Annotated in this window: 14 protein-coding genes; 7 read left to right on the top strand and 7 right to left on the bottom strand. The window is 55.3% G+C overall.

Features of this window, described 5'->3' with window-relative positions:
• Positions 1-42 precede the first annotated feature (42 nt).
• The 4 genes from WBG83_RS17410 to WBG83_RS17395 all read left to right on the top strand — a co-directional run bounded on the left by WBG83_RS17410 (position 43) and on the right by WBG83_RS17395 (position 9,571).
• Positions 43-3,249, top strand: a complete 3,207-nt coding sequence (locus tag WBG83_RS17410; RefSeq protein ID WP_336746535.1) for a putative baseplate assembly protein — start codon at positions 43-45, stop codon at positions 3,247-3,249.
• A 136-nt stretch (positions 3,250-3,385) separates the two neighbouring features.
• Positions 3,386-5,671 carry a putative baseplate assembly protein gene (locus WBG83_RS17405; RefSeq protein ID WP_336746534.1) on the top strand — a complete coding sequence of 762 codons (2,286 nt, stop codon included), beginning with the start codon at positions 3,386-3,388 and terminating at the stop codon, positions 5,669-5,671.
• A 38-nt stretch (positions 5,672-5,709) separates the two neighbouring features.
• On the top strand, positions 5,710-7,866 hold the full coding sequence (locus tag WBG83_RS17400; RefSeq protein WP_336746533.1) for a phage tail protein: 2,157 nt from the start codon (positions 5,710-5,712) through the stop codon (positions 7,864-7,866).
• Between the two features lie 25 nt (positions 7,867-7,891).
• Positions 7,892-9,571: a hypothetical protein gene (locus tag WBG83_RS17395; RefSeq protein WP_336746532.1), complete on the top strand. Its 1,680-nt coding sequence runs from the start codon at positions 7,892-7,894 to the stop codon at positions 9,569-9,571.
• A gap of 162 nt (positions 9,572-9,733) precedes the next feature.
• Here the strand turns inward: WBG83_RS17395 and WBG83_RS17390 are convergent, their stop codons facing one another.
• Positions 9,734-12,223: an EAL domain-containing protein gene (locus WBG83_RS17390; RefSeq protein ID WP_336746531.1), complete on the bottom strand. Its 2,490-nt coding sequence runs from the start codon at positions 12,221-12,223 to the stop codon at positions 9,734-9,736.
• A gap of 184 nt (positions 12,224-12,407) precedes the next feature.
• Entirely contained in the window at positions 12,408-13,328 is a 921-nt protein-coding gene (locus WBG83_RS17385) for a helix-turn-helix transcriptional regulator (RefSeq protein ID WP_336746530.1), read from the bottom strand.
• Between the two features lie 671 nt (positions 13,329-13,999).
• Between WBG83_RS17385 and WBG83_RS17380 the strand changes: the two genes are divergently transcribed.
• Positions 14,000-14,563 (top strand): FAD-dependent oxidoreductase, encoded by a 564-nt coding sequence (locus tag WBG83_RS17380; protein ID WP_336746529.1) that lies wholly within the window; start codon positions 14,000-14,002, stop codon positions 14,561-14,563.
• A 111-nt stretch (positions 14,564-14,674) separates the two neighbouring features.
• Here the strand turns inward: WBG83_RS17380 and WBG83_RS17375 are convergent, their stop codons facing one another.
• Genes WBG83_RS17375 through WBG83_RS17360 form a run of 4 tightly spaced genes read right to left on the bottom strand, consistent with a single transcriptional unit; the run spans position 14,675 to position 18,013 of the window.
• On the bottom strand, positions 14,675-15,010 hold the full coding sequence (locus WBG83_RS17375) for a YolD-like family protein (protein ID WP_336746528.1): 336 nt from the start codon (positions 15,008-15,010) through the stop codon (positions 14,675-14,677).
• Positions 15,007-16,248: a DNA polymerase IV gene (locus tag WBG83_RS17370; RefSeq protein WP_336746527.1), complete on the bottom strand. Its 1,242-nt coding sequence runs from the start codon at positions 16,246-16,248 to the stop codon at positions 15,007-15,009. The genes WBG83_RS17375 and WBG83_RS17370 overlap by 4 nt, the downstream gene beginning before the upstream one ends.
• Positions 16,249-16,274: 26 nt before the next feature.
• On the bottom strand, positions 16,275-17,054 hold the full coding sequence (locus tag WBG83_RS17365) for an ABC transporter permease (protein WP_336746525.1): 780 nt from the start codon (positions 17,052-17,054) through the stop codon (positions 16,275-16,277).
• Complete coding sequence (locus WBG83_RS17360; RefSeq protein ID WP_336746524.1) at positions 17,054-18,013, bottom strand: ABC transporter ATP-binding protein; 960 nt, start codon at positions 18,011-18,013, stop codon at positions 17,054-17,056. The genes WBG83_RS17365 and WBG83_RS17360 overlap by 1 nt, the downstream gene beginning before the upstream one ends.
• Positions 18,014-18,096: 83 nt before the next feature.
• Between WBG83_RS17360 and WBG83_RS17355 the strand changes: the two genes are divergently transcribed.
• On the top strand, positions 18,097-18,246 hold the full coding sequence (locus tag WBG83_RS17355) for a hypothetical protein (protein WP_336746523.1): 150 nt from the start codon (positions 18,097-18,099) through the stop codon (positions 18,244-18,246).
• Here WBG83_RS17355 and WBG83_RS17350 read toward each other — a convergent pair.
• Positions 18,219-18,686, bottom strand: coding sequence for a hypothetical protein (locus WBG83_RS17350; protein WP_336746522.1), 468 nt, complete (start codon positions 18,684-18,686; stop codon positions 18,219-18,221). The genes WBG83_RS17355 and WBG83_RS17350 overlap by 28 nt on opposite strands.
• A 415-nt stretch (positions 18,687-19,101) precedes the next feature.
• Between WBG83_RS17350 and WBG83_RS17345 the strand changes: the two genes are divergently transcribed.
• On the top strand, positions 19,102-19,854 hold the full coding sequence (locus WBG83_RS17345) for an SOS response-associated peptidase (protein ID WP_336746521.1): 753 nt from the start codon (positions 19,102-19,104) through the stop codon (positions 19,852-19,854).
• The last annotated feature ends 15 nt before the right edge of the window (positions 19,855-19,869 follow it).

Raw genomic sequence — 19,869 nt, 5'->3', positions numbered from 1 at the left:
GGGAGACGGCGATGAAGATGGCAATGAATGGGGGTGTGTATCGTGAAAAATAACGGCCACCCATTAATCGATAACCGGGATATGGATGCGCTGGTCCGGCAAATGAGGCAGCTTGTTCCATTTTATACGCCGGAATGGCGGTTTTCTCCGGAAGATCCCGATCCGGGAACGGCGCTGTTTCTGTTATTCGCCCAAATGTACGAGGGCAACCTGAAACGGCTGAATCAGATGCCGTATAAGCATTTTATCGGCTTTCTTAATTTGCTCGATGTTTCCCTGCAAACAGCCCGTCCGGCCCAGGCGTACTTAACATTTAAGCTGAGTGAAGGAGCGCGGGAGGCGGTACTCGTCCCGGCAGGGACTGCGGTAACGGCGCAGGTGGAGGGAAAGGAAGCCCCGGTGCGCTTTGAGACGAGCGAGGCGCAGCTGGTTACCCCAGCCCTTCCGGTAGAGCTGCTGCATGTCAGTACGCGTCATGACCGTATTGCCCGTTTGGAGCATATTCTCCGGCAGGATGCCTTGGTTCCCCGGACGGAAGACGGCAGCCTGGAAACAGCGGTGCTGTACGATGTGCAAAGCGGCACGAATTTGCAGCTTCACAGCTTGTTCGTGCGCCATGAGGAGCTGTTTCTGCTGGAGCAGACAGCTGTTATCGAGCTGGAAATCAGCAATTCGGCCAAACGCTATGCGGAAGCCCAAACAGCCGCCCAGCTGGCTGACCGAAATGCAGTGGAGTGGCTGTACCGGGGAGCGGACGGCTGGAAGCCCTTTGATCGGGTAACGGCGAAGGGCAGCCGTGTCCGGCTCTATAAGGAGCAGCCCGGCGAGCTGGTGCAAGCGGACATCCAGGGGGTGACCGGGCGGTGGATTCAGTGCCGGATTAAATCGTTATCCCGGGAGCACGGTACGCCGCAGCATGCAGCTATTGAGCTGGACCGGCTGCGCATCAAGACCGATTATTGGGAAGCGGGGCGCGAGCTTGCTGCCGAACGGATGAATTTGCAGCTTCCTCCCCGCAGGGAGCGGAGGGCTACAGAGGCAAAGAGCAATCCGGCTGCTGCGGCGACACGTCCGTATGGCTTACCGGCAGACCGGCTGTATTATAACGATATGCAGGTCGAGCCGGAAGGCTTTTACCCGTTCGGACAGTTTTTTGCACCCTATGGGACATTCTATATCGCCAGCCGGGAAGCGCTCAGCAAACGTGGAGGCTATATCCGGCTCCGGTTCAACCTGGACGGCCGCGAGCACCGGCTGCTGCCCGACAAGCCTCCGGAAATAAACTGGAAAATGATTATGAAGCGGTCCGAGGTGGACAAGGCGGATATTCCTGATCCGGTAACCGCTGCCAAGGTCATGTGGGAATATTGGAACGGTCAGACATGGGTCCGGCTGCCTGTGCCCAAAACAGCGGAGACGGTATTTTATCAGCCGCATGAGGCCGGGCTGCAGCAGTTTGGCTTCCGGTGCCCGGATGATTTGCAGGAAACCTTTGTTAATTCCGAGTGGAATTATTGGATTCGCGCTAGAATTGTTCATGTTGAGAATGCTTATTCTCCAAACGCAGTCTATCACGCTCCATGGGTGGAGCAGGTGCGGATGGATTATGCCTATGACATGCCGGAAAAAGCGCCGGACAGCTGCTTGACTGTCAATAATGTGCAGTGGCTGGACCGGAGCCGGGAGGCGGCGTTAGGCGGATTGCCGTTTACACCGTTTTATCAGCTGCCCGGCGAAGCTCCGGCTTTGTATTTCGGCTTTGAGCTGCCCCCGGTCCGAGGCCCGATCAGCCTTTATTTCTCGCTTCAGCCTCAAAAGCGTCTGGGGGAGGAAGTGCCCTTCATTGAGTGGGAGGTGCTGCGGCAGCGGGGGATGGACGGCGAATGGGCGCCTCTGAAAACGGTGGACGCCACGAAAGGCTTCACGCAGAGCGGAACGGTTCAGTTTGCCGGACCGATGGATATGGCCCGTATGCAGCTGTTCGGCCGGGAGCTGTACTGGATTAGGGCGGTTAACCGGGACAACAAATATGAAGCTGCCGAAGGCGGCGCTCCGCTGCCCCGTACATACGGCATTTATGCCAACACGATTCAGGTGGTGCAGCAGGAAACGATTCGCGGAGAGATTGCCGAAAAATCCGATGTCTTTGATCCGCTTGGCTTGAACCGGGAGGCGTTCGTGCTGTCTCAAGCGCCGATTTTGTCGGAAGAGGTGTGGGTCGACGAGACTGCAGATGTCACGGAGGAGGACATCCGGCGCCTGGAGGAAGCGAAGCATCAGCTGGAGGCCATCCGCGACTCGGAAGGCTATTTGCAAAGATGCTGGGTCCGCTATGTCCCTGTTGAGCATTTTCTGGCATCGGGCCCGTACGACCGCCATTATATCATCGACCGCTCCACTGGCCGCCTGCGGTTTGGCGACGGGAGACAAGGAAAGGCTTTGCCGGGTACAGGAGAAGAAAAGGTTAAGGTGCATTACCGCGTCGGCGGCGGTGCCGTCGGCAATGTGGGTGCAGGTCAAATATCGAGCCTGCTGAATTCGTTCGCCTTCATCCAATCGGTGTCGAATCCGGAGCCGGCCACAGGCGGCTGTGACTCCGAGGCGCTGAACGACGCGCTGCGGCGGGGCCCCAAGCAGGTGCAGCACCGGGGACGTGCCGTCACCGTCGAGGACTTTGAATGGCTGGCCCGCGAAGCGCATCCCAACATTGCCAAAGTAAAATGTTTGCCCGGCTTGAATGTGCGTTTGGAACCGCAGCACGGCTGCATGACGCTGGTTGTATTTCCGCGGAATGGACGGGATGCGGCACTATTTTTCCCGGACTTGAAAAAGCAGGTGGAGCAGGCGCTTCGTCAGCGCGCCGCATATGCCGTGGCCCAGCCCGGCAGCATCCAGGTCATTGAGCCCGCTTATCTGGAAATCAGCTTATATGCGGAGCTGGCGGTAAAGGAGCTGGAGGCGGTTGTACCGACGGAAAGGCTGGCGCTGGATAAAATCAAACGGTTCCTTGATCCGAATCACGGCAATTTCGACGGCAAGGGCTGGCAAATCGGGCAAGCGCTGCACGTGTCCATGTTTTATGCGCTGCTGAAATCGATTGGCAGCCTGCATCATGTAGTGAAGCTGTCGATGTCCGTGTTCCGGCTGGAGGACGGCGAACGTATAGAGATGCGCCCGGATGCGATAGGCTCAGTTCCGCACGGGATGATTATCAGCGGTATACATAAGGTAGTAGTCGAGCCCCTGTGAGTATAACGGAAGACGGCGAGGCCGTTGATTGGACTGGATAAGAGGGAGCTATCACGATCACCGGGTCACCGGTCCGCTATCCTTTTTACTCGCTTCTGTAGGGGCCTTGGCCCTGTAAAAGGCGAAGGACAGCTGAATGGAAGAGCCGCAATGGGCCAGATTGAAACAAGGGGGTGACGGTATGCTGCCGCTGCCGAATTTGGATGACCGGCTGTTCGAACAGATGGTGCAGGATGCACGGAAAGCAATTCCCGCCATCTTCCCTTCCTGGACAGACGAAAATGCGCATGATCCCGGAATAACCATGATGGAGATGCTGGCCTGGCTGGTGGAGATGCAGCAGTATTATCTCGATCGGATCACGGAAAAGCATGAGCGTAAATACTTAAAGCTGCTCGGTATCCGCCAGCGTGATGCGGCGCAATCCAGAGTAGGCGTCAGATTTCATGGAGTTCAGCGCCAAATGGTGCTTCCCCGCGGAACAAGGCTGCTCGCTGGAAATTTGCCGTTTGAGCTGGAGGAAAGACAGGTGCTGGTAGCTGCAAATGTGGACAAGGTGCTGGTCCGCGCAGGGGCAGAGGCCTACGATATGACGCCTTCCAATGAGGGGGCCGGAGTTTCTTTTTATGCTTTTGGAACGCAAGCCGCCCAGGGAAGCCGCCTGTATCTCGGCTTTGATCAGCCCCTGCCTGCCGATACCCCAATCTCGCTTCATGTGCAGCTGTTTGACAAATATCCCATACCGCTGGTCGTGGATGCCGCCTCGGCCTTTGTTCCGTCAGGCCGGGTATCCTGGACTTATTTTGGCGGGGAGACAGAGACGGGCGGCTTGTGGAATCGGCTGCCGCTTATCCAAGACGGGACAAAGGATTTCAGCCACAGCGGTTCCGTGAGCTTTGTCCTGCCCAGCCTGATGCAGCCAACGGTCATTCACCCCGCTCATGACAAAAGCCGCTACTGGCTTTGCTGCACGCTGGATGAAGCCGGGTACGAGCTGCCTCCCCGGGTGGAGACGGTGCTGTTAAGCACGGCAACTGCGATACAGCAGGAAACACTCAGTGCCGTATACGAGTTCGATTGCGGGGAAGCGGCCAATTTTTCCGTGGAGCTCAGCGATGCGTTAAGCTGCTTCGGGCTTGTGCGGGTGCAGGTTCGTCAACCGGATGGCAGCTGGATAGATTGGGAGGAGACGGATGCTTTATCTGCTTGTCCTGCCGAGGCCTGCTGCTACGAAGTGGAGCGTCTGCCCCGGGAGGGCTTGGTCCGCATCCGGTTCGGAGACGGGCAACAGGGCCACGCCGTGCCGGAGGGCTTCCGTTGTGTTCGTGTCATCTCGTACCGCCCTGAATTCGAAGACATCCGCTGGCTGGGTGCTTCTAACGGGCTTCCGTACCAAACCTTTCGCCTGGAAAAGCCGCATCTTCTTCCGGCGCGCTTGATGCTGCAGGTAGGGGAATGGATTCCGGGGAAGGGTATGGTCTGGGAGGACTGGACGAGAGTAGACGACTTCGACAGCTCCAAGCCCAATGACCGGCACTATATGCTGGATGCGGCAACCGGTGAAATCCGTTTCAGCGACAATGAGCATGGGCAGGTACCGGATATTCCTGCCGAAGGGATGCAGAACATTTGTATTATTTCTTGCGCTTTGGGGGGCGGAGATCAAGGCAACATTAAGCCGCACCGGATTGATCGGTTTGAAGATCCGGCGTTCGCCATGGACGGAATTACGCCGGACAATCCGTATGAAGCCGCAGGCGGCCGCAACGCGGAAACGCTGGAGGATGCGAAGCATCGAGCCCGTCTGGAGCAGCAGCACCCGCTTACGGCTGTAACGGCGGATGACGTGGAGCGTCTTGCATTGTCCACGCCCAATGTGCGTGTCGCCCGGGCAAAGGCGATTCCGCTGTTTAAGCCGGGAATGCGGCAGGACTCGGGAGAACAGGCCCCGGGACATTTAACCGTGGTTGCGGTGCCGTACAGCCCGTCATCCAAGCCAGTGCCCAGCCCGGGCTTCATGGAGACCGTGAGGCGCCATCTGAATCGGTACCGGCTGCTCACGACGGAAGTGCATGTCATGCCTCCGGAATATATCAAAATTACCGTGCATGCCGTAGTTGTGGTGGAGCCTTACCTGAAAGAGGACGCATCCCAATTAATCCAATCGCTCAAACGGCTGCTTCAGCCTTTTGACTATACGGATGGAACGGATGGCTGGCTGTTTGGCCGCACGGTATACAAAGCGGATGTGTATGAAGCGATTCACCGTATCTCCGGGATTAGCTATATCCAGGATTTGTGGCTGTCTGCCGAAGGAAAGGGCTTCCGGAAGGACTCCGACGGCGATATTGTCATTCCGCCGTACGGGCTGGTGTTTTCCGGGGAGCACGAAATTGAGCTTATCAGCCGTACGGATGTGTAGCCTTCCGGTGACTGAGGCTTGGAAAGGAGGAGCCGTGTGTGGAACCGTTTCAGTTTTTTTCCTTAAATAAGCCGTCCGATTGGAAAAAAGGCGCGGCCTTCAACGTCCGCATGAGTGATGACGGGCTGTCTTTGGAGCAGTCCCGCCGTTATAGTCTGCTGCTCACCAACCGGTTCAACCCGTTTGAAGGCTTGCCGGAAATCGGAGATATCGCCGCCGGAAGCGGGGGCCGCCTGTATTTGCTGGACAATCTTGCTTCCGTCTGGTCTCTGGACGGGGAGAGCCGCCACTTGGAGCGTGTCATCTCGCCTCATCATGGGATGTTTACCGCCCATGCAGGCCTGGAAGCCTTTGGCGATATGCTGCTGGTGGCCGACAGCTCTCCAGAGGCAGAGTACCCGCTTGGAGCGTATTCCGCCTCCAGCGGACAAGCGATTTGGACGAGAACGAGTCTGGATCAGGGCGAAAGGCTGGTTCCGCTTGCCATGGCGGTCAATACAGAGAAGGAGCATTTGTATGTGCTGTGTGAGCCAAAGCAGGCCCAGCGTTCCGGCTCCGCTCTTGTCGCATCCGGGGGACCTTCCTTTGAAAGCCCATCTGAGCCGCTCCTGCTGCTGGAGCTGGCCTTGTCCGGTGAGGTGCTGCGGGAGACGGCGCTGCCGCCGGAGGCCGGGACAGCCCCTACTGAAGCGGGCCTCTTTCATCATTTGTCCCGCCGCTTCTCGCTTGCTGCTGCAGCGGAACGAGTCGTTGTTCTCGATAGCTTGAGCCAGCAGCTGTGGCTGTGGCAAGGGCAATCATTTGCAAGTCTTGACAAGCCGCTGGAGGCGTTCCCGGCTGAGCGCTTCGGAAGTGCTGCGCTTGATCAAGCCGGCCGCCTGTATTTGGGCAGCGGGGCGCATACGGCTTCCCATAACGATGACGTGCGCTTTATCCGCATGTTTGCCCATGACGGACAGCTGCTTGAAACGTTGACCGCGTTCCGGGGCTGTGCCGCCAAGCTGCGCTTTGATCGAACCGGCCGGCTTATCGTTTGGGACAGCGAGGAACAGGCGGCCAACATGCTGGAACGCCGCCCACGGACCCGGCAGCTGGAGGAGACGGGCCGTTATCAAGGGTTTTATTTTACGCGGGCGCTTGATAGTACGGTCAGTGAAACGCAGTGGCACAAAATTGTGGTGGATGCGGCAAATTCGGAAGAATCGCAGCTTCGTATTTCGTATTACGCTTCGGACCGCCGGGAAGTGCTGCTGGATGGCATGTATGTGAATCTGGATGATTATGTGCGCCGGGACGATATACTGCTTGCGGAAAAGCTTGAAAGCCTGAACCATCTTTGGTCGGAGCCGGTGGTGAATCCCCAGGATGCGCTTCTGTTTGCGGCCAAAGGCCGGTATTTATGGCTGCGGATCGAGTTTTGGGGCAGTCAAAGCCAGACACCGCTGCTTCGCCGGATGAGGGTTGTTTTCCCGCGGATGTCCTACTTGTCGTACTTGCCCGCAGTGTATCAGCAGGACCCGGCGAGCCAGTCGTTTCTCGAACGGTATTTGTCTCTGTACGCTACCTTTTTGGAGAATACGGACGAGCAGATTGCCGGACTGTCCCGTTTTTTGGATGCGGATGCGGCTGCGGCTGCAGGCCCCTATTTGAAGTGGCTGGCCTCCTGGCTGGGGCTGGCGCAGGAGGAGCATTTGAATGAGGCGCAGCTGCGCCGTTTTATCCGGGAAGCGCCTTATTTGTTCCGGCTGAGAGGCAGCCGGGAGGCGCTGGAGCGGATGATTGCTATTTATACAGGCGAAAAACCGCTTATCATTGAACATTTCCAGGTCCGATCGCTGCTCGAAAAGCCGGAGTTTGCCGAGGTGGCCAAGGGGCTGTACGGGGATCATCCGTACACGTTTTGCGTAGTGGTCAAGTCGGAGCACGGGGCTACGGAAAAGCAGCGGTATATTCTGCAAAATCTGATTCATGAACAGAAGCCGGCCTTCACGGAAGGCAAGCTGGTGGTCCTGCAGCCGCGCATGTATATGGACATGCATACGTATTTGGAAATGAACACCGTCTTGTCAGAGCCAACGCTGCTTTATTTGGATGAGGGAGCCTCCATGCCGTTCAACACCGTCCTAATCGATATAGAGCAGGAGAATCGCATGGATTTACATACGAGGCTGGAGCTCGATGCCGAGCTGGAATAATTCCGAGGAAAGAGGATGTGGCGTGATGAAAAAATCTAGGGTGTTCCCGTTCGAGCGCAATCGGTATTTTTACGGCAAGCTGCTGACCGTGCGCGATTTCGAGTCGGAGCAAAAGTATTTTAATGATAAGCGGCGGCTGTTGAACCGTGTGCTGTATGGCAGCGGTGTGCTTGCCGGATTGCAGGTGGTCCGGGTCAACGACAAGACCGTTACGGTGGAAATGGGACTTGCGCTGGACGGTTTGGGCCGTGAAATTGTGGTCGCTTCGCCAATTACTCTGAAGCTGTCCATGGTCGAAGGCTTCACTAATAACGATTACGCTAAAAACGTTTATCTGTGTATCGCCTATGATGAAAAGGGGAAGGAGCCGGTTCATTCCGTAGCCGGCCGCTCCGTTCGTTCGGAGGAGGTCAGTGAATACAACCGGCTGGCTGAAGGCTACCGGCTGTTTGTCCGGGAGGAAGCACCCGATCCATCCTCGTTCGAATGGAATGAGCTGCTGGAGCACACGGCTGTTGTTTACCAGGACGATCATGTCCGGATTTTGCAGACCGTGCCCCGTTTTGTCCGGCCGGGAGAAACCTTTCATCTGACCCTGAAGGTGGAAAAAACAATTCAGACTCCGGTGATCACCTTTGAATACGAACCGGAATCCGATGCGCTGCAGCTGGTGAGCAAGGATGGCGAAGGCATACTGCGGTTTGTTGAGCCGGGCGACAGCCGGTCAAGCGAATTCGTTCAAACCTACCCGGTCCACGTGGTTCGGAACACAGCGCAGGGGGCTTATTTCCGGGCCAAAACAGGAACGATCAGGCTGCAGCTGGGGGATCGGGAAATTGCCGTCAGCCCGAACTTTGCAAGCAAGGTGGAGATTGTCGAAGAATCCGTTCAGGAGCGTCTGGTCGGAGCGTATTTCCAGCGCACGCTTGATCAATCCATTGACTCCGGCAGCGAGCCTTGCGTATACTTGGCCAGAATCAGTTTGCTGCAAATGGGACCCACCTATATGATCGAGCAGGTGGACTGCCTGCCGTTTGGAGAGCGTATTGTGAACAATCCGCTGCTGCAGCGGCTGCTGCTCCAGAAGGAGGGCACCGGCAGCAGCCTGCCGTTTGCCGCAGACGCTGCAGCCAGGCTGCTGGAATCCGATGAGAAGCCTCAGCTCTCGGTGGCCTACGATCCGGAGCAGCACAAATTCGACTTTACGCTGGGTCTGCCGGAGCCGAGGTCCACGAGTGAGGACGTGCGGACTGGCGTGGTGGAGCTGCCGATTCAGTCGCCGCCTAAGCCGGGCCTCATTTCTTTTGCCAAGATGGAAAAGAGCTTCTTTAGCGCGGAGATTGCCCACGGTCTTGGAGACGGGCAGGTGCTGCTGACCGTAGGCATGGAGGATGCGGGAGCGGACCCGATCTCGGAGCTGTCTGCGCGTCATGGCAGCGTGTACTACGGGGATGAGGATGTTTTTGCCGGCAGTGAATATGATCCGGGACTGCCCGCGGTATCGATTGGCACCGTCGTTTATCCGAACCGGGGAACCTTCCGCATCGGCGTGAAGCTGAAGCAGACGACGGAATTAACCTCGCTGCGGCTGCGCTGGTGGGCGGTCAGGCCGAGTGAAGCGGCAGGAGGCCAGCAGGCAGGACAAGCTTCTTCAGTCAGCGGAGCAACGAACCGTGAAGCGGCGGCAGCGAAGGACGAGCTGTAGCGAAGCAGCAGCAGCTGAACGAATAAGCGGCCTTCTACAAACGACTGACCCCGGAAAGTGAGCCGGAAAAGAGAGACGGCATGAATTCCTGAAAAGGAAGCATGCCGTTTTTAATATTGGGTTTATGAAGCCTGCACAGAAAAGCCTGCACAGAAAAACGCCTCAGATGGTTCTGAACGCTTGCGGATGCTGGAGCAAATCGGTGGCTGCGGGCACAGACAGCGGCTTGCTGATCAGATAGCCCTGTACCTCGTTGCATCTGCGGGAAACTAAAAATGCCAGCTGCTCCTCGGTTTCTACGCCCTCCGCTACAATATTCAGATTTAATCGGCGCCCCAGGGAAATGATGGTTTTGGTAATGGCGGTATCCTTGGCAGCAAATGGTGTATCTTTAATAAAGGAACGATCGATTTTGAGCGTATCCAGCGGGAAATACTTCAAATAGCTCAGTGAGGAAAAGCCTGTGCCGAAGTCATCCAGCGAGATGTGGAGACCCAGCTTTCGCAGCTGCTCCAGCTTGTTTCTGGCCATTTCCGCATTGTTCATGACGATGCTTTCCGTCAGCTCCAGCTCCAGCCAGGATGGATCTAAATCGGCGGCTTCCAGCGCCTGCTGAACGACTGTAACGAACTCCTCACGGCGGAACTGAGCGAGTGAAATATTGACGGAAACACGGACAGGCGGAAGCCCTGACGCCTGCCAGGCTTTGTTCTGCAAGCAGGCGGTTCGCAGCACCCATTCTCCGAGAGGCACGATTAGACCGCATTCTTCAGCGAGCGGAATGAAGTCGGACGGGGGAACAAGCCCCAGATCGGCGTGCTGCCAGCGCACAAGCGCCTCCATTCCGGAGACACGGCCCTGCTGCAGATGATAGCGGGGTTGATAGAGCAGGGTGAACTCCCCGCGATCTAATGCTTTTCGCAGCGCCATTTCCAGCTTCAGCCGCTCTTCGGTCCGGGTATTCATCTCGGCATTGTAAAATTGAAAGCCGTTTTTTCCGCTGTTCTTGGCTGCATACATGGCTGTATCCGCATGCTTCATCAGTGTGATGCTGTTATCCCCGTCAACCGGAAACAAGCTGATGCCGACGCTTCCTGTCATGACAAGCTCGGTGGAGGCGACGATTAGCGGAAGACTCAAATTGCGCAGAATCGTTTCGGCCACCTTACGCGCGTCATCACTGCTGCGGATGCGGGGTAAAATAATCAGAAACTCGTCTCCGCCAAGCCGGGATACGGTATCCTCGGCACGGAGACAGCTCTTCAATCTGCCCGAAATCTGCTGTAAAAGCTCGTCTCCGGCTTCATGTCCCATCGTATCATTAATGAACTTGAAGCGGTCCAAATCTAGAAACAGAACCGCCAAAATTTGGCTGTCCCGCTTGGCTCGTTCCAAGGCCTGCTGCAGGCGGTCGTTAAACAATACCCGGTTAGGCAAGCCTGTCAGCGCATCGTAAAAGGCATGGTATTTTATTTTTTCTTCATATTGCTGTCTCTCGGACATCATCTGCCTGAAGCCGGTGACCATCGTATTAAAGGCTTCACCGACCTCATGGAGCTCATCTCGGGTTCCAACGTCAATTTGCACCAGCAAGTCCCCGTTTGAGATTTGGGCAGCGGCTCGTTTTAAATGCTGCACGGCCCGCCACATCGATTCATACAGCGATCCAATCAGATAGCACAGGGTGACAAATATAGCCAAGGCCGTTCCTGCCCCGACCAGCAGCTGCTGCTGAAGTGAATCGATGCGTTCCTGAAGCATTTGCTGTAAGGAGGATTCCTGCGCATCGTAAAGCGTATAGGCGGAATGAATAGCCTGTGCAGCCATGCGGTTGAAATCGGCGGGTGCAATGGTGATGCCTGGCTCGGTCTGTAAAATGGACCCGTTCAAAGCATGTAATAAGGCTTGTGTTGACACGAGATAGTGGTTGGCTGAAGGGTAGAGCCCGTCTTGCAGGCTGGGGTCTGTTAGCCCGTCGAATACGGTTTTTACACTGTCCATTTGGGCTTGAATACTGCCGGATAATAAAATAAGTTCATTTTTTTGATCCAAGGAGAGGTCATTTTTTGCTGCCATTTCAGCTCCCAGCCGTCTGGTTCGGCTGGTGCTCTCAATCAAAGGAGGCAATTTGTGTATCATGAAATCGATGAGCTGGTAGCTATCCTGCCCAGGGCCAAGCTTTAATCCGGCCTGCTCGGTAACGTTCATCTTTAACTTCAGCAGATTGGCGATGATTTGGGTGTGCAGATCATAATTTTGCATCGCTGTCAGTGCTTGTCCATTTTGCAGCAGCCGGCTCCAATCCGTTTTGATTTGGTTCCATTCAGTTGAGGTTTGGAGCAGCCCGTCATACTGGATCTGCAGCTGTTCCAGCTTGATAAAGGCTTGTCCGATTTCAGCTTCGTTCTTGTCGAACGGTTCTTGAGCCCCGCCGCTTCCATTCAAAGAGGTGTAGATGATGTCGCGGTGCTCCTGAAGCAGCTCAAGCGATTCTCGAACGGCACCGTTGTATTTGAGCCCGATGAGCTTTTTTTCGGCATGGTCGATTTCCTCCATGATTTCATCAAAAAGAATAAAGCCGAGGACTCCGGCTGACAGGAGAAACAGCACACCGAAGAGCATGAATTTCTTCAGGTAGTCTAATCGGTTCATGACTAAGACTCCGGGGTAAAACGGACTCTTCATTCGTTATATAATCTCCTTTAAATTAGTAAACCGTTTTCAAATGATAACGTGTTCTTGAGAAAGCCGGCAGCCTGACGGGGCCAAGCAGACCGGGCTTATAGTTGTTGTCCGTTAGGCCATGCTTACCATGCTATTCCAAGAGGCCTATGATTTATTTCCCGTTTTTTTCCCAAATATCAGTAACCTGTACACCCAGCTCCGAGGCGATTAGCTCCGCGGTGAGACGCTGCGGTCGTTTGATTTTTCCGTTGCGCAGCTTGGAAATGGTTTGAAGGGAAATTCCGGTTGCTTCTGCCAGTGTTTGTGCGGATATGCTGCGTTGAGCCATAATAATTTTAAGCTTGATGGCTGGCTCAGTCGCTGTTTCATTGGACTGCTTGAGATCGAAAATAATAAAGGCACAGTTGATGAGCCGTCCCCAGCCGTCAAAGAAAGGACAGGATCGCAGCGTAACCTCCAGCTCCACCATGTTGCTCAAGGGGATGGTTTTGACGGTCATATCCATGGACTGCTTGAGCCGTTTGATTTCTTCCATTTTTTCTTGGAGATGTCCGTGAATTTCGGCAGGCACCAGTTGAAGAATGGAAAGATCCTCGAAGTAGGCATCATCCTCTGCGATAGGATCGTAGTAGCTGTTGTACATATCGATTATCAGGTCGGCATTTATAATGCCGGCGGCCCGGACATTGTTCTGGTTGATTTGGGCATGAATCCATTTAAGCGGCCGGATGTCATCGATGGAAACGGCATATGTGTCCGGTTCCCCGGTACAGGAGAGTAGGTCGATTTCGAGGAGCAGGTTCATCGGCTGCTTTAATTTGTTGATAAGAATGACTTCACTGCGCAAATGCTTGTCTTTCATTAATCGGGCTTGCTTCACATGCAGAACGCCCATGAATTTCTTATCGATTAGCTGCAGGGGGTTCATGTTCAGCAGCTCTTTCTCCGTATACCCGAGCAAACCGATTAGTTTATCGTTTACGGCTTCGATGACCGGGCCGTTGTCGCCGCTGCGGATGATCGCCATTGGTCTTTGGAAACATTGAATCACGTGATGTAGGTTCGACGTCACTGCGGAGGCTCCTTCAACAATAAGAATGTAGAACGTTTTCAGTATACTGGACGGCTCCAGTTTTATTCAACGTACAAAAAGGCAATAAAACCTGTAATTCCAATCGTTTTTCTGGACGCCATCGAAAATTAAATTACAAATTCGAAAGTAAGGTTAAATTATTAAACTTGGGTTCATTTACCGTTACAATTGCCTTGATTTGCCCTTTTTATACGGTAATTTTCCTGAATTTTGCCTGCAAAAAGGACTTTAATTATTCCAATTTATGTTTAATAATACTTTATAGAGAGACAACAAGATTATAGAGACAACAAAGGCAGGGGATTCTCGGGTGGACGTATGTTCCATTGACGGCTGTACCAAGCCGGTTAAAGCTAAAAAATTATGTTCGATGCATCACCAGCGTTTACGCAGAAATGGAGATCCCCAGCTTGTAAGGACGAGAAAAAAAACAGCTTCTACCTGTCAATGGATACGCTGCGACAAGGATGCGGTATGCAAGGGCTTCTGTGCGAAGCACTACTACATCTATAAGCTTTCCTGTCGAACGGAAATTCACACATGCACAGCAACGGAGCAGCCGGTCTCTTAAGCACCGGTTTTCTTTTTTTTCCAAAAGGAGTATGCTTAGGGAAGCAAGTGAAAGATTACAGTAAAGGGGCTAAAGGAACATGGCGGATATTATTATTGTGGGAGCCGGTCCGGCGGGAGCAAGCGCGGCGCTGTTTACCGCGAAGGCCGGGAAACAAACCATTGTCATCGACAGCGATCAAAGTGTAACCAAGCGGGCATGGGTTGAAAATCATTATGGCGTAGCTGAAATCAGCGGGCCCGATTTAATCCGGCTTGGCAAGGAGCAGGCGTCCAAATTCGGCGCTCAGCTTGTTCAGGGCAAGGTCACTTCCATTGTAAAAGAAGACGGTGTGTTCCGGGTGTCTACGGACGAAGCCTCCTATGAAGCGAAGCATGTGATCCTGGCCACCGGATTTTTGACCGATTTGGCTGAGGCAGCCGGCCTTCAGACGAAGCCCGGAACCGAGCCCCGTGTGAAAACGGTATTCGACGTGGATGCAGCCGGTCAGACGAATGTTGAAGGGATTTGGGCTGCAGGTACGGCTGCTGGAGTAAGCGTACATACGATTATTACTGCCGGTGACGGAGCCAAGGTAGCCATTAATGTTGTCAGTGCCCTGAATGGAGAGCGCTACGTTGATCATGATGTTCTGAAAGGCTAGCGCTTTTATTAAAAGCGGGAAGCCCTGCAGCATAAAGCTGCGGGGCTTGCGGAGGATTAGGCCAACCGGGTTATCGGTTGGCCTTTTCGGCGTGAAAGCCTATTGCCGTGCCTATAGCTGCCGGACGCCGACAATATCCGCTGCGGAAATCCACACCGCAGCGCAGTCCTGTTGAAGCTTCACAAGGCCTTGCCGCGGATCGGCTTGTGTAACTACCCCCGTCAACCTCTTGTTTCCGTACTCCCCGAATACAACCAGCGTCATTTCTTTTTGGTGCCGGAGCGATTCAGCCAGAAGAAGAGAGATGCATTCGGCTTCCTGTTCATCCAAATAAGGGCGCGGCTGCTGCCGCAAATTGTGTTGGCTTTGGAGGAAAGCCTCCTTGTGTTCCGGCAGCATCATGCGCGACGATTCAAACAGGCCGTTGCCTTGCAGTTTTTTGCTCATTTGTAGTGGCCTCCGATTTTGCCGGCGCGATCCTCCGCTTGACCGGCATCCAGTCTGGAAGCGGCGCGTATAATGGCAGCGTCGCCGTATTTTTGTTTAATGCGGTCGGTTACGTGGGCCAGTGCCAGTTTCTTGTCCCGATCCTCAAACAAGTGCAGCTGCACAACACGGTCGCTGACGAGTCCGGACAAATTCACCGCCACTTTGCGTACGGGCAGACCGTCCCAGTGCCGCTGGAGCAGCTGCTTGGCGGCATGGTACACGTCCTCCGCCAGATTGGTCGGCTCATGCAGCTTCATCTGGCGGTAAAAGCCGCCCGGATGCTCATAGTCCGCGCCCTGGCAGCCGACAGATACCACCTGCCCCATAGAGCGCTTGGCCCTGCAGCGCCGGCATACCAAATCCGCAAGCTCCAGCAAAATGACATGCAGATCCGCTTCTGTGCTATAGTCGCGCGGAAGAGTCATTTGATGGCCGATGGCCTGCTGCCGGTCATGGGCGTGTACAGTAACCGGGCTGTTGTCGATGCCGTTGGCGATCCGCCATAACACTTCTCCGTTCATTCCCCACTTCGCCCGAAGCTTCCCTAGCGGGGTGCCGGCCAGCTCGCCGATGGTTTGAATGCCCATATGCTGCAGGTGCTGTGTCATGCGGGACCCAATCATAAACATGCAGTGGACTGGAAGTCTCCAAAGCTCATCCAGTTTGCTGTTGGGCAGCGTGTATATACCTTCCGGATGCTTTTTGGCAAAGTTATCACAAGCCATCTTAGCCAGCACTTTATTCTCACTAATGCCGATCCGGGTATAAACCCCGGTTTCCTGAAGAACCCGCAGCTGGATATGCCGCGCAATGTCCAGGGGTCCCCCGAGAAGCTCCTGGCTGCCGGTGAGGTCAAGGAATTGCTCATCGATGCTATAGGGCTCCACCAAATCCGAATAGCAGCGTAAAATGTCGGTGATTTGCAAGGATACGCGGATATACTGCTCCATATGCGGTTGGACTACGACAAGATCGGAGCACCTGCTCAGCGCTTCACCGAGCCGCTGGGCTGTCGTAATGCCGCGAGCTTTGGCTAGCGGACAGGCGGCCAGAACAATGCCGGATCGGCGCGCCGGATCGCCGGCTACGACCAGCGGCCGCTCTTTGTAGCCGGGATGGGCCGCTTTTTCTACACTGGCGTAGAACGACTGGCAGTCCGCCAGAAAAATAGTGCGGTGTGCTTGGGGTTTGTTCATGATGTCACTCCCGCTTTATTCCAGGTTTAGTGCACATCCCTTTTTGTAAAGAACAATAGGGTGATTATATAGAGTAGAACAAGATACGCCAGCAGGACGGTGAGCGAGAAGCCGAAGGTCATGCCGGGCAAGAGAGGCCCCGGGCCGCGGAGCTCCGGGCTGCTGTCGTATACGGCTAAATCAAGGTTGGCGAACACCAGATATTTGGACCAGCTGTACCGGGCGAGCAGCGCGGCGATGAGACTGCTGGAGAAGCTCAATAGGATCCCGATACTAATCGCCAGCCCCACGCTCCGCGAAATGGCGCCGACGGCAAATGCAACCGTAGCCTCGAAGATGGCGCCCGGGATACGGTACATGATTTGCTTGAATAGAAGCAGCGGCGTATCTCCGCCATGGGCGGCAGCCGTGCCGAATACAAGCAGCCCGCAGCCAAGGCTGAGCACGAACAGCACTGCGTACGCGCAGACGATGACGATGAGCAGGGTGGCGTATTTGGACCACAGCACTGCAGCGCGGCTGGCGGGACGAATAAGCAGCTGCCGAATCGTTCCGTCCCGGTATTCGTCGGCCACGATTTGAGAAGCAATCACAATGCCGAACAAGGGAATAAGCAGGCCGAGCCCTGAAACCATATAGCCTGCAAAGTCGGTATACCCCATACGATCAGCCAACGAGCTCATGGAGAAGCGGACGACAAAGGCCGAAATGCCGATAACGCCAAGCAGAAACAACCCGAACAATGCAGTCTGCTTCTTGCTGTTGAGCTTCATCCACTCATTTTGAATAAGAGCGATGTATGGCATCAGGATCGTCCCCCTTTGGTCAAGGATAAAAACAGGTCTTCCAGCGACGGCGTTACTGTCCGAACCTGATACAGGCGGATTCCGCCTGTGGCAAGCGCCAGGACTGCCGCCGGTATCGTTTCTTTGTCCAGCTCTATTGTGACCGTCTGTTCTCCGAGGCGCCCTGTCCCGAAGGGCAGGAGCAGCCGGGCCGCTTGCTCCGGCAGATCGACCTCGAAGACGATCGGCAGCCGGGTATTCCCGGGAACCGTCCGGTCACCCAGCTGCCGCTCTTCGACCAGAGTGCCGTCCTGAATGATGACCACGCGGTCGCACATCAGCTCCACTTCAGAGAGCAGGTGGCTGGAGACGAGCACCGCCATCTGCTCTGTACGGGCCAAATGGCGCAAATGATCGCGCAGCTGGCGGATTCCTTCCGGATCCAGGCCATTGGTCGGCTCGTCGAGCAGCAGGATGGAGGGCGCGTGGAGCAGCGCCTGGGCAATGCCAAGTCTCTGCTTCATTCCGAGCGAATACGTTTTCACCTTGTTGTGGATAGCGTGGTTAAGGCTCATTAGGGCGGCCATATCCAACATTCGCTGCGCGCTTATCGGCGTACGGCTCATCCGGGCAAAATGCCGCAAATTGTTCAGTCCGCTCATATAATCATACAGCGCGGGCTGTTCAATAATGGCGCCGACATGCTCCAGGGCTTGCGCACGCTGAGTGCGGATCGGGTGGCCCGAAATGACAATCTCCCCGTTTGTCGGAGACATTAGCCCCACCATCATACGGAGTGTGGTTGTTTTGCCTGAGCCATTGGGACCCAGAAAGCCGCATACTTCTCCGCGCCGGACGGAAAAGGACAAGTGATGGACAAGCGTGGCGCCGCGAATGCTTTTACTGACGTTGTGCAGTTCAATAACGGGTTCCGCCGAAGAAGGGAGCATGGTCTGGATCGCCTCCGTAACAAGTAACATTATTAGGAAGTATACCACAACAGGGACCAATCCAATCCACGCCATGCGGGCCCTCGCTTGTGCCTCATCGCCGGATAAGCCTTATGGCGCAGCTGGCCCGGCGTATGGACAAGGCGGCGGACGTCGAAGCGGCTGGCTGCCCGTCATGCGGTACCGCACTGTACGACACGGACCAAACCGTGCTGAGCGAGGCGCAAAAGCCGGACTACGTATCGGAGCCAAGCCCGAGATAACGGTTCAGCCGCTGCTCCACCTCCGCCTTAATCAGGCTCCACAGCATCGAGAAGGGATAGTGGTAGCCCCGGCACAAATACATGGCTTCGATGCCTGCCGCCGTACGGCGTTCCTCATACACCTTGACGCCGCGCTGGCGCAGCCTGGTGCGCACAGAAGCCAAATCCGAGGTCACCTGATCCTGTACACCGCGCAAGGTACGGACGTACGGCGCCGGCATTTTAAGCTTGAGCGTCTGCAGAATACTCATATCTCGCTCCAGCACCTCCAGCAGCACGGGCAGAAGCAAATAATCCTTAACAAGCTGCATGTCCTCTGCCGCCGGCATCCGGCTTGGCGTGGAGGGGGGACGTATGCGCCCGGCCGCTGGAACAGCCTGGTCACCCGGGGAAGGTATTTGCGGAACAGCCTCAGGTTGACTTGATACAGAATGATTCATAAGAGCCCCTCCACCTTCAAAATAAGAACATTTGTTCTTAACTCATTATATACAGAATAGCGAACAAATATTCGTATTTCAAGAGCGAAAGCGATTGTAAAATTTTCCTGCGGCTTAAGTGTCTCCATGAACCATGGAACAGCCGTTCCATTCTGAAAAGACTCCCGATTTCAGATACCGGCACAAGGCCTAAGGCCCCTCGGCATCGTACTAAAGCGAAAGCTTGCTTGAGTTCCCGGACTTAACCAGTATTTGCCCAAAAGCTTGAGGCGCCGCGCGATACGCTCCGCACAGTTCGCGCGGCGGCCGTCCATCCTATCAGGCAAAGGCGCCGGAAATCGGATATAATAATAGTAGAAAAGAGTTCGTCAGCACCGCTGCAGGGCGGCAGCAAGGGAGATGGGGGGGGGACGGGATGTGCGGCAGATACACCATTACAGTGACTATGGAGGAGCTTATGCTGCGGTACTATATCGGCGAGGAAACCGGTCCGTACCACCGGCCGAGATATAACATCGCCCCAGGGCAGAGCGTTCCGGCGATTGTGGGTCACGAGGGCCGCAACCGGCTCGGGGAGCTGAGGTGGGGGCTTGTGCCCCACTGGGCCAAGGAGGAGCGGCTGGGCACGACACTGCTGAATGCGCGGGCGGAAACGCTGACCGAGAAGCCGGCTTACCGGCGGTCATTTGAGCGGCGGCGCTGCCTGATTCCTGCCGACGGCTTCTACGAATGGAAAAAAGCAGGCTCCGGGAAGCAGCCGATGCGGATTGTAATGAAGGACAACCGCCTGTTCTCGATGGCCGGCTTGTACGACATTTGGATCGCTCCCGACGGGAAAAGGCTGGCCACCTGCGCCATTGTGACCACAACTCCAAACCCGCTGATGGCCGGCATTCATGACCGTATGCCCGTGGTGCTGCGGCAGGAGGATGAGCCGTTGTGGCTTGACCGCTCTGTGCAGGATACCGCCCGGCTGCAAAAGCTGCTTGTTCCCTATCCTGGCGGGGAGATGCGGGCGTATCCGGTAGCTGCGGCGGTCGGGAATGTAAGAAACGACGGGCCGGAGTGTATTCGGGAGCTAAGCGAAGAGGAACAAGGCGGGGCCAAGGGGGAGACAGTCCGCCAGGCTGCTTTGGAGCTGCCGGAGCTGGATCTGGAATGGTCTTGATTTTGTCAAACAGCC

It is taken from the genome of Paenibacillus sp. y28 (assembly GCF_037137075.1).
GTDB lineage: Bacteria > Bacillota > Bacilli > Paenibacillales > NBRC-103111 > JBBBNV01.
The sequence above is the reverse complement of the archived record's forward strand: the minus strand, read 5'-3'. Positions and strand labels throughout refer to the sequence as shown.

Excerpts from the sequence above, each read along its gene's own strand:
- WBG83_RS17405 (WP_336746534.1), top strand. The coding sequence starts at position 3,386 with ATGGAAGAGCCGCAATGGGCCAGATTGAAACAAGGGGGTGACGGTATG.
- WBG83_RS17395 (WP_336746532.1), top strand. The coding sequence starts at position 7,892 with ATGAAAAAATCTAGGGTGTTCCCGTTCGAGCGCAATCGGTATTTTTAC.
- WBG83_RS17390 (WP_336746531.1), bottom strand. The coding sequence starts at position 12,223 with ATGAACCGATTAGACTACCTGAAGAAATTCATGCTCTTCGGTGTGCTG.
- WBG83_RS17380 (WP_336746529.1), top strand. The coding sequence starts at position 14,000 with ATGGCGGATATTATTATTGTGGGAGCCGGTCCGGCGGGAGCAAGCGCG.
- WBG83_RS17375 (WP_336746528.1), bottom strand. The coding sequence starts at position 15,010 with ATGAGCAAAAAACTGCAAGGCAACGGCCTGTTTGAATCGTCGCGCATG.
- WBG83_RS17370 (WP_336746527.1), bottom strand. The coding sequence starts at position 16,248 with ATGAACAAACCCCAAGCACACCGCACTATTTTTCTGGCGGACTGCCAG.
- WBG83_RS17365 (WP_336746525.1), bottom strand. The coding sequence starts at position 17,054 with ATGCCATACATCGCTCTTATTCAAAATGAGTGGATGAAGCTCAACAGC.
- WBG83_RS17360 (WP_336746524.1), bottom strand. The coding sequence starts at position 18,013 with ATGTTACTTGTTACGGAGGCGATCCAGACCATGCTCCCTTCTTCGGCG.
- WBG83_RS17355 (WP_336746523.1), top strand. The coding sequence starts at position 18,097 with ATGGCGCAGCTGGCCCGGCGTATGGACAAGGCGGCGGACGTCGAAGCG.
- WBG83_RS17350 (WP_336746522.1), bottom strand. The coding sequence starts at position 18,686 with ATGAATCATTCTGTATCAAGTCAACCTGAGGCTGTTCCGCAAATACCT.
- WBG83_RS17345 (WP_336746521.1), top strand. The coding sequence starts at position 19,102 with ATGTGCGGCAGATACACCATTACAGTGACTATGGAGGAGCTTATGCTG.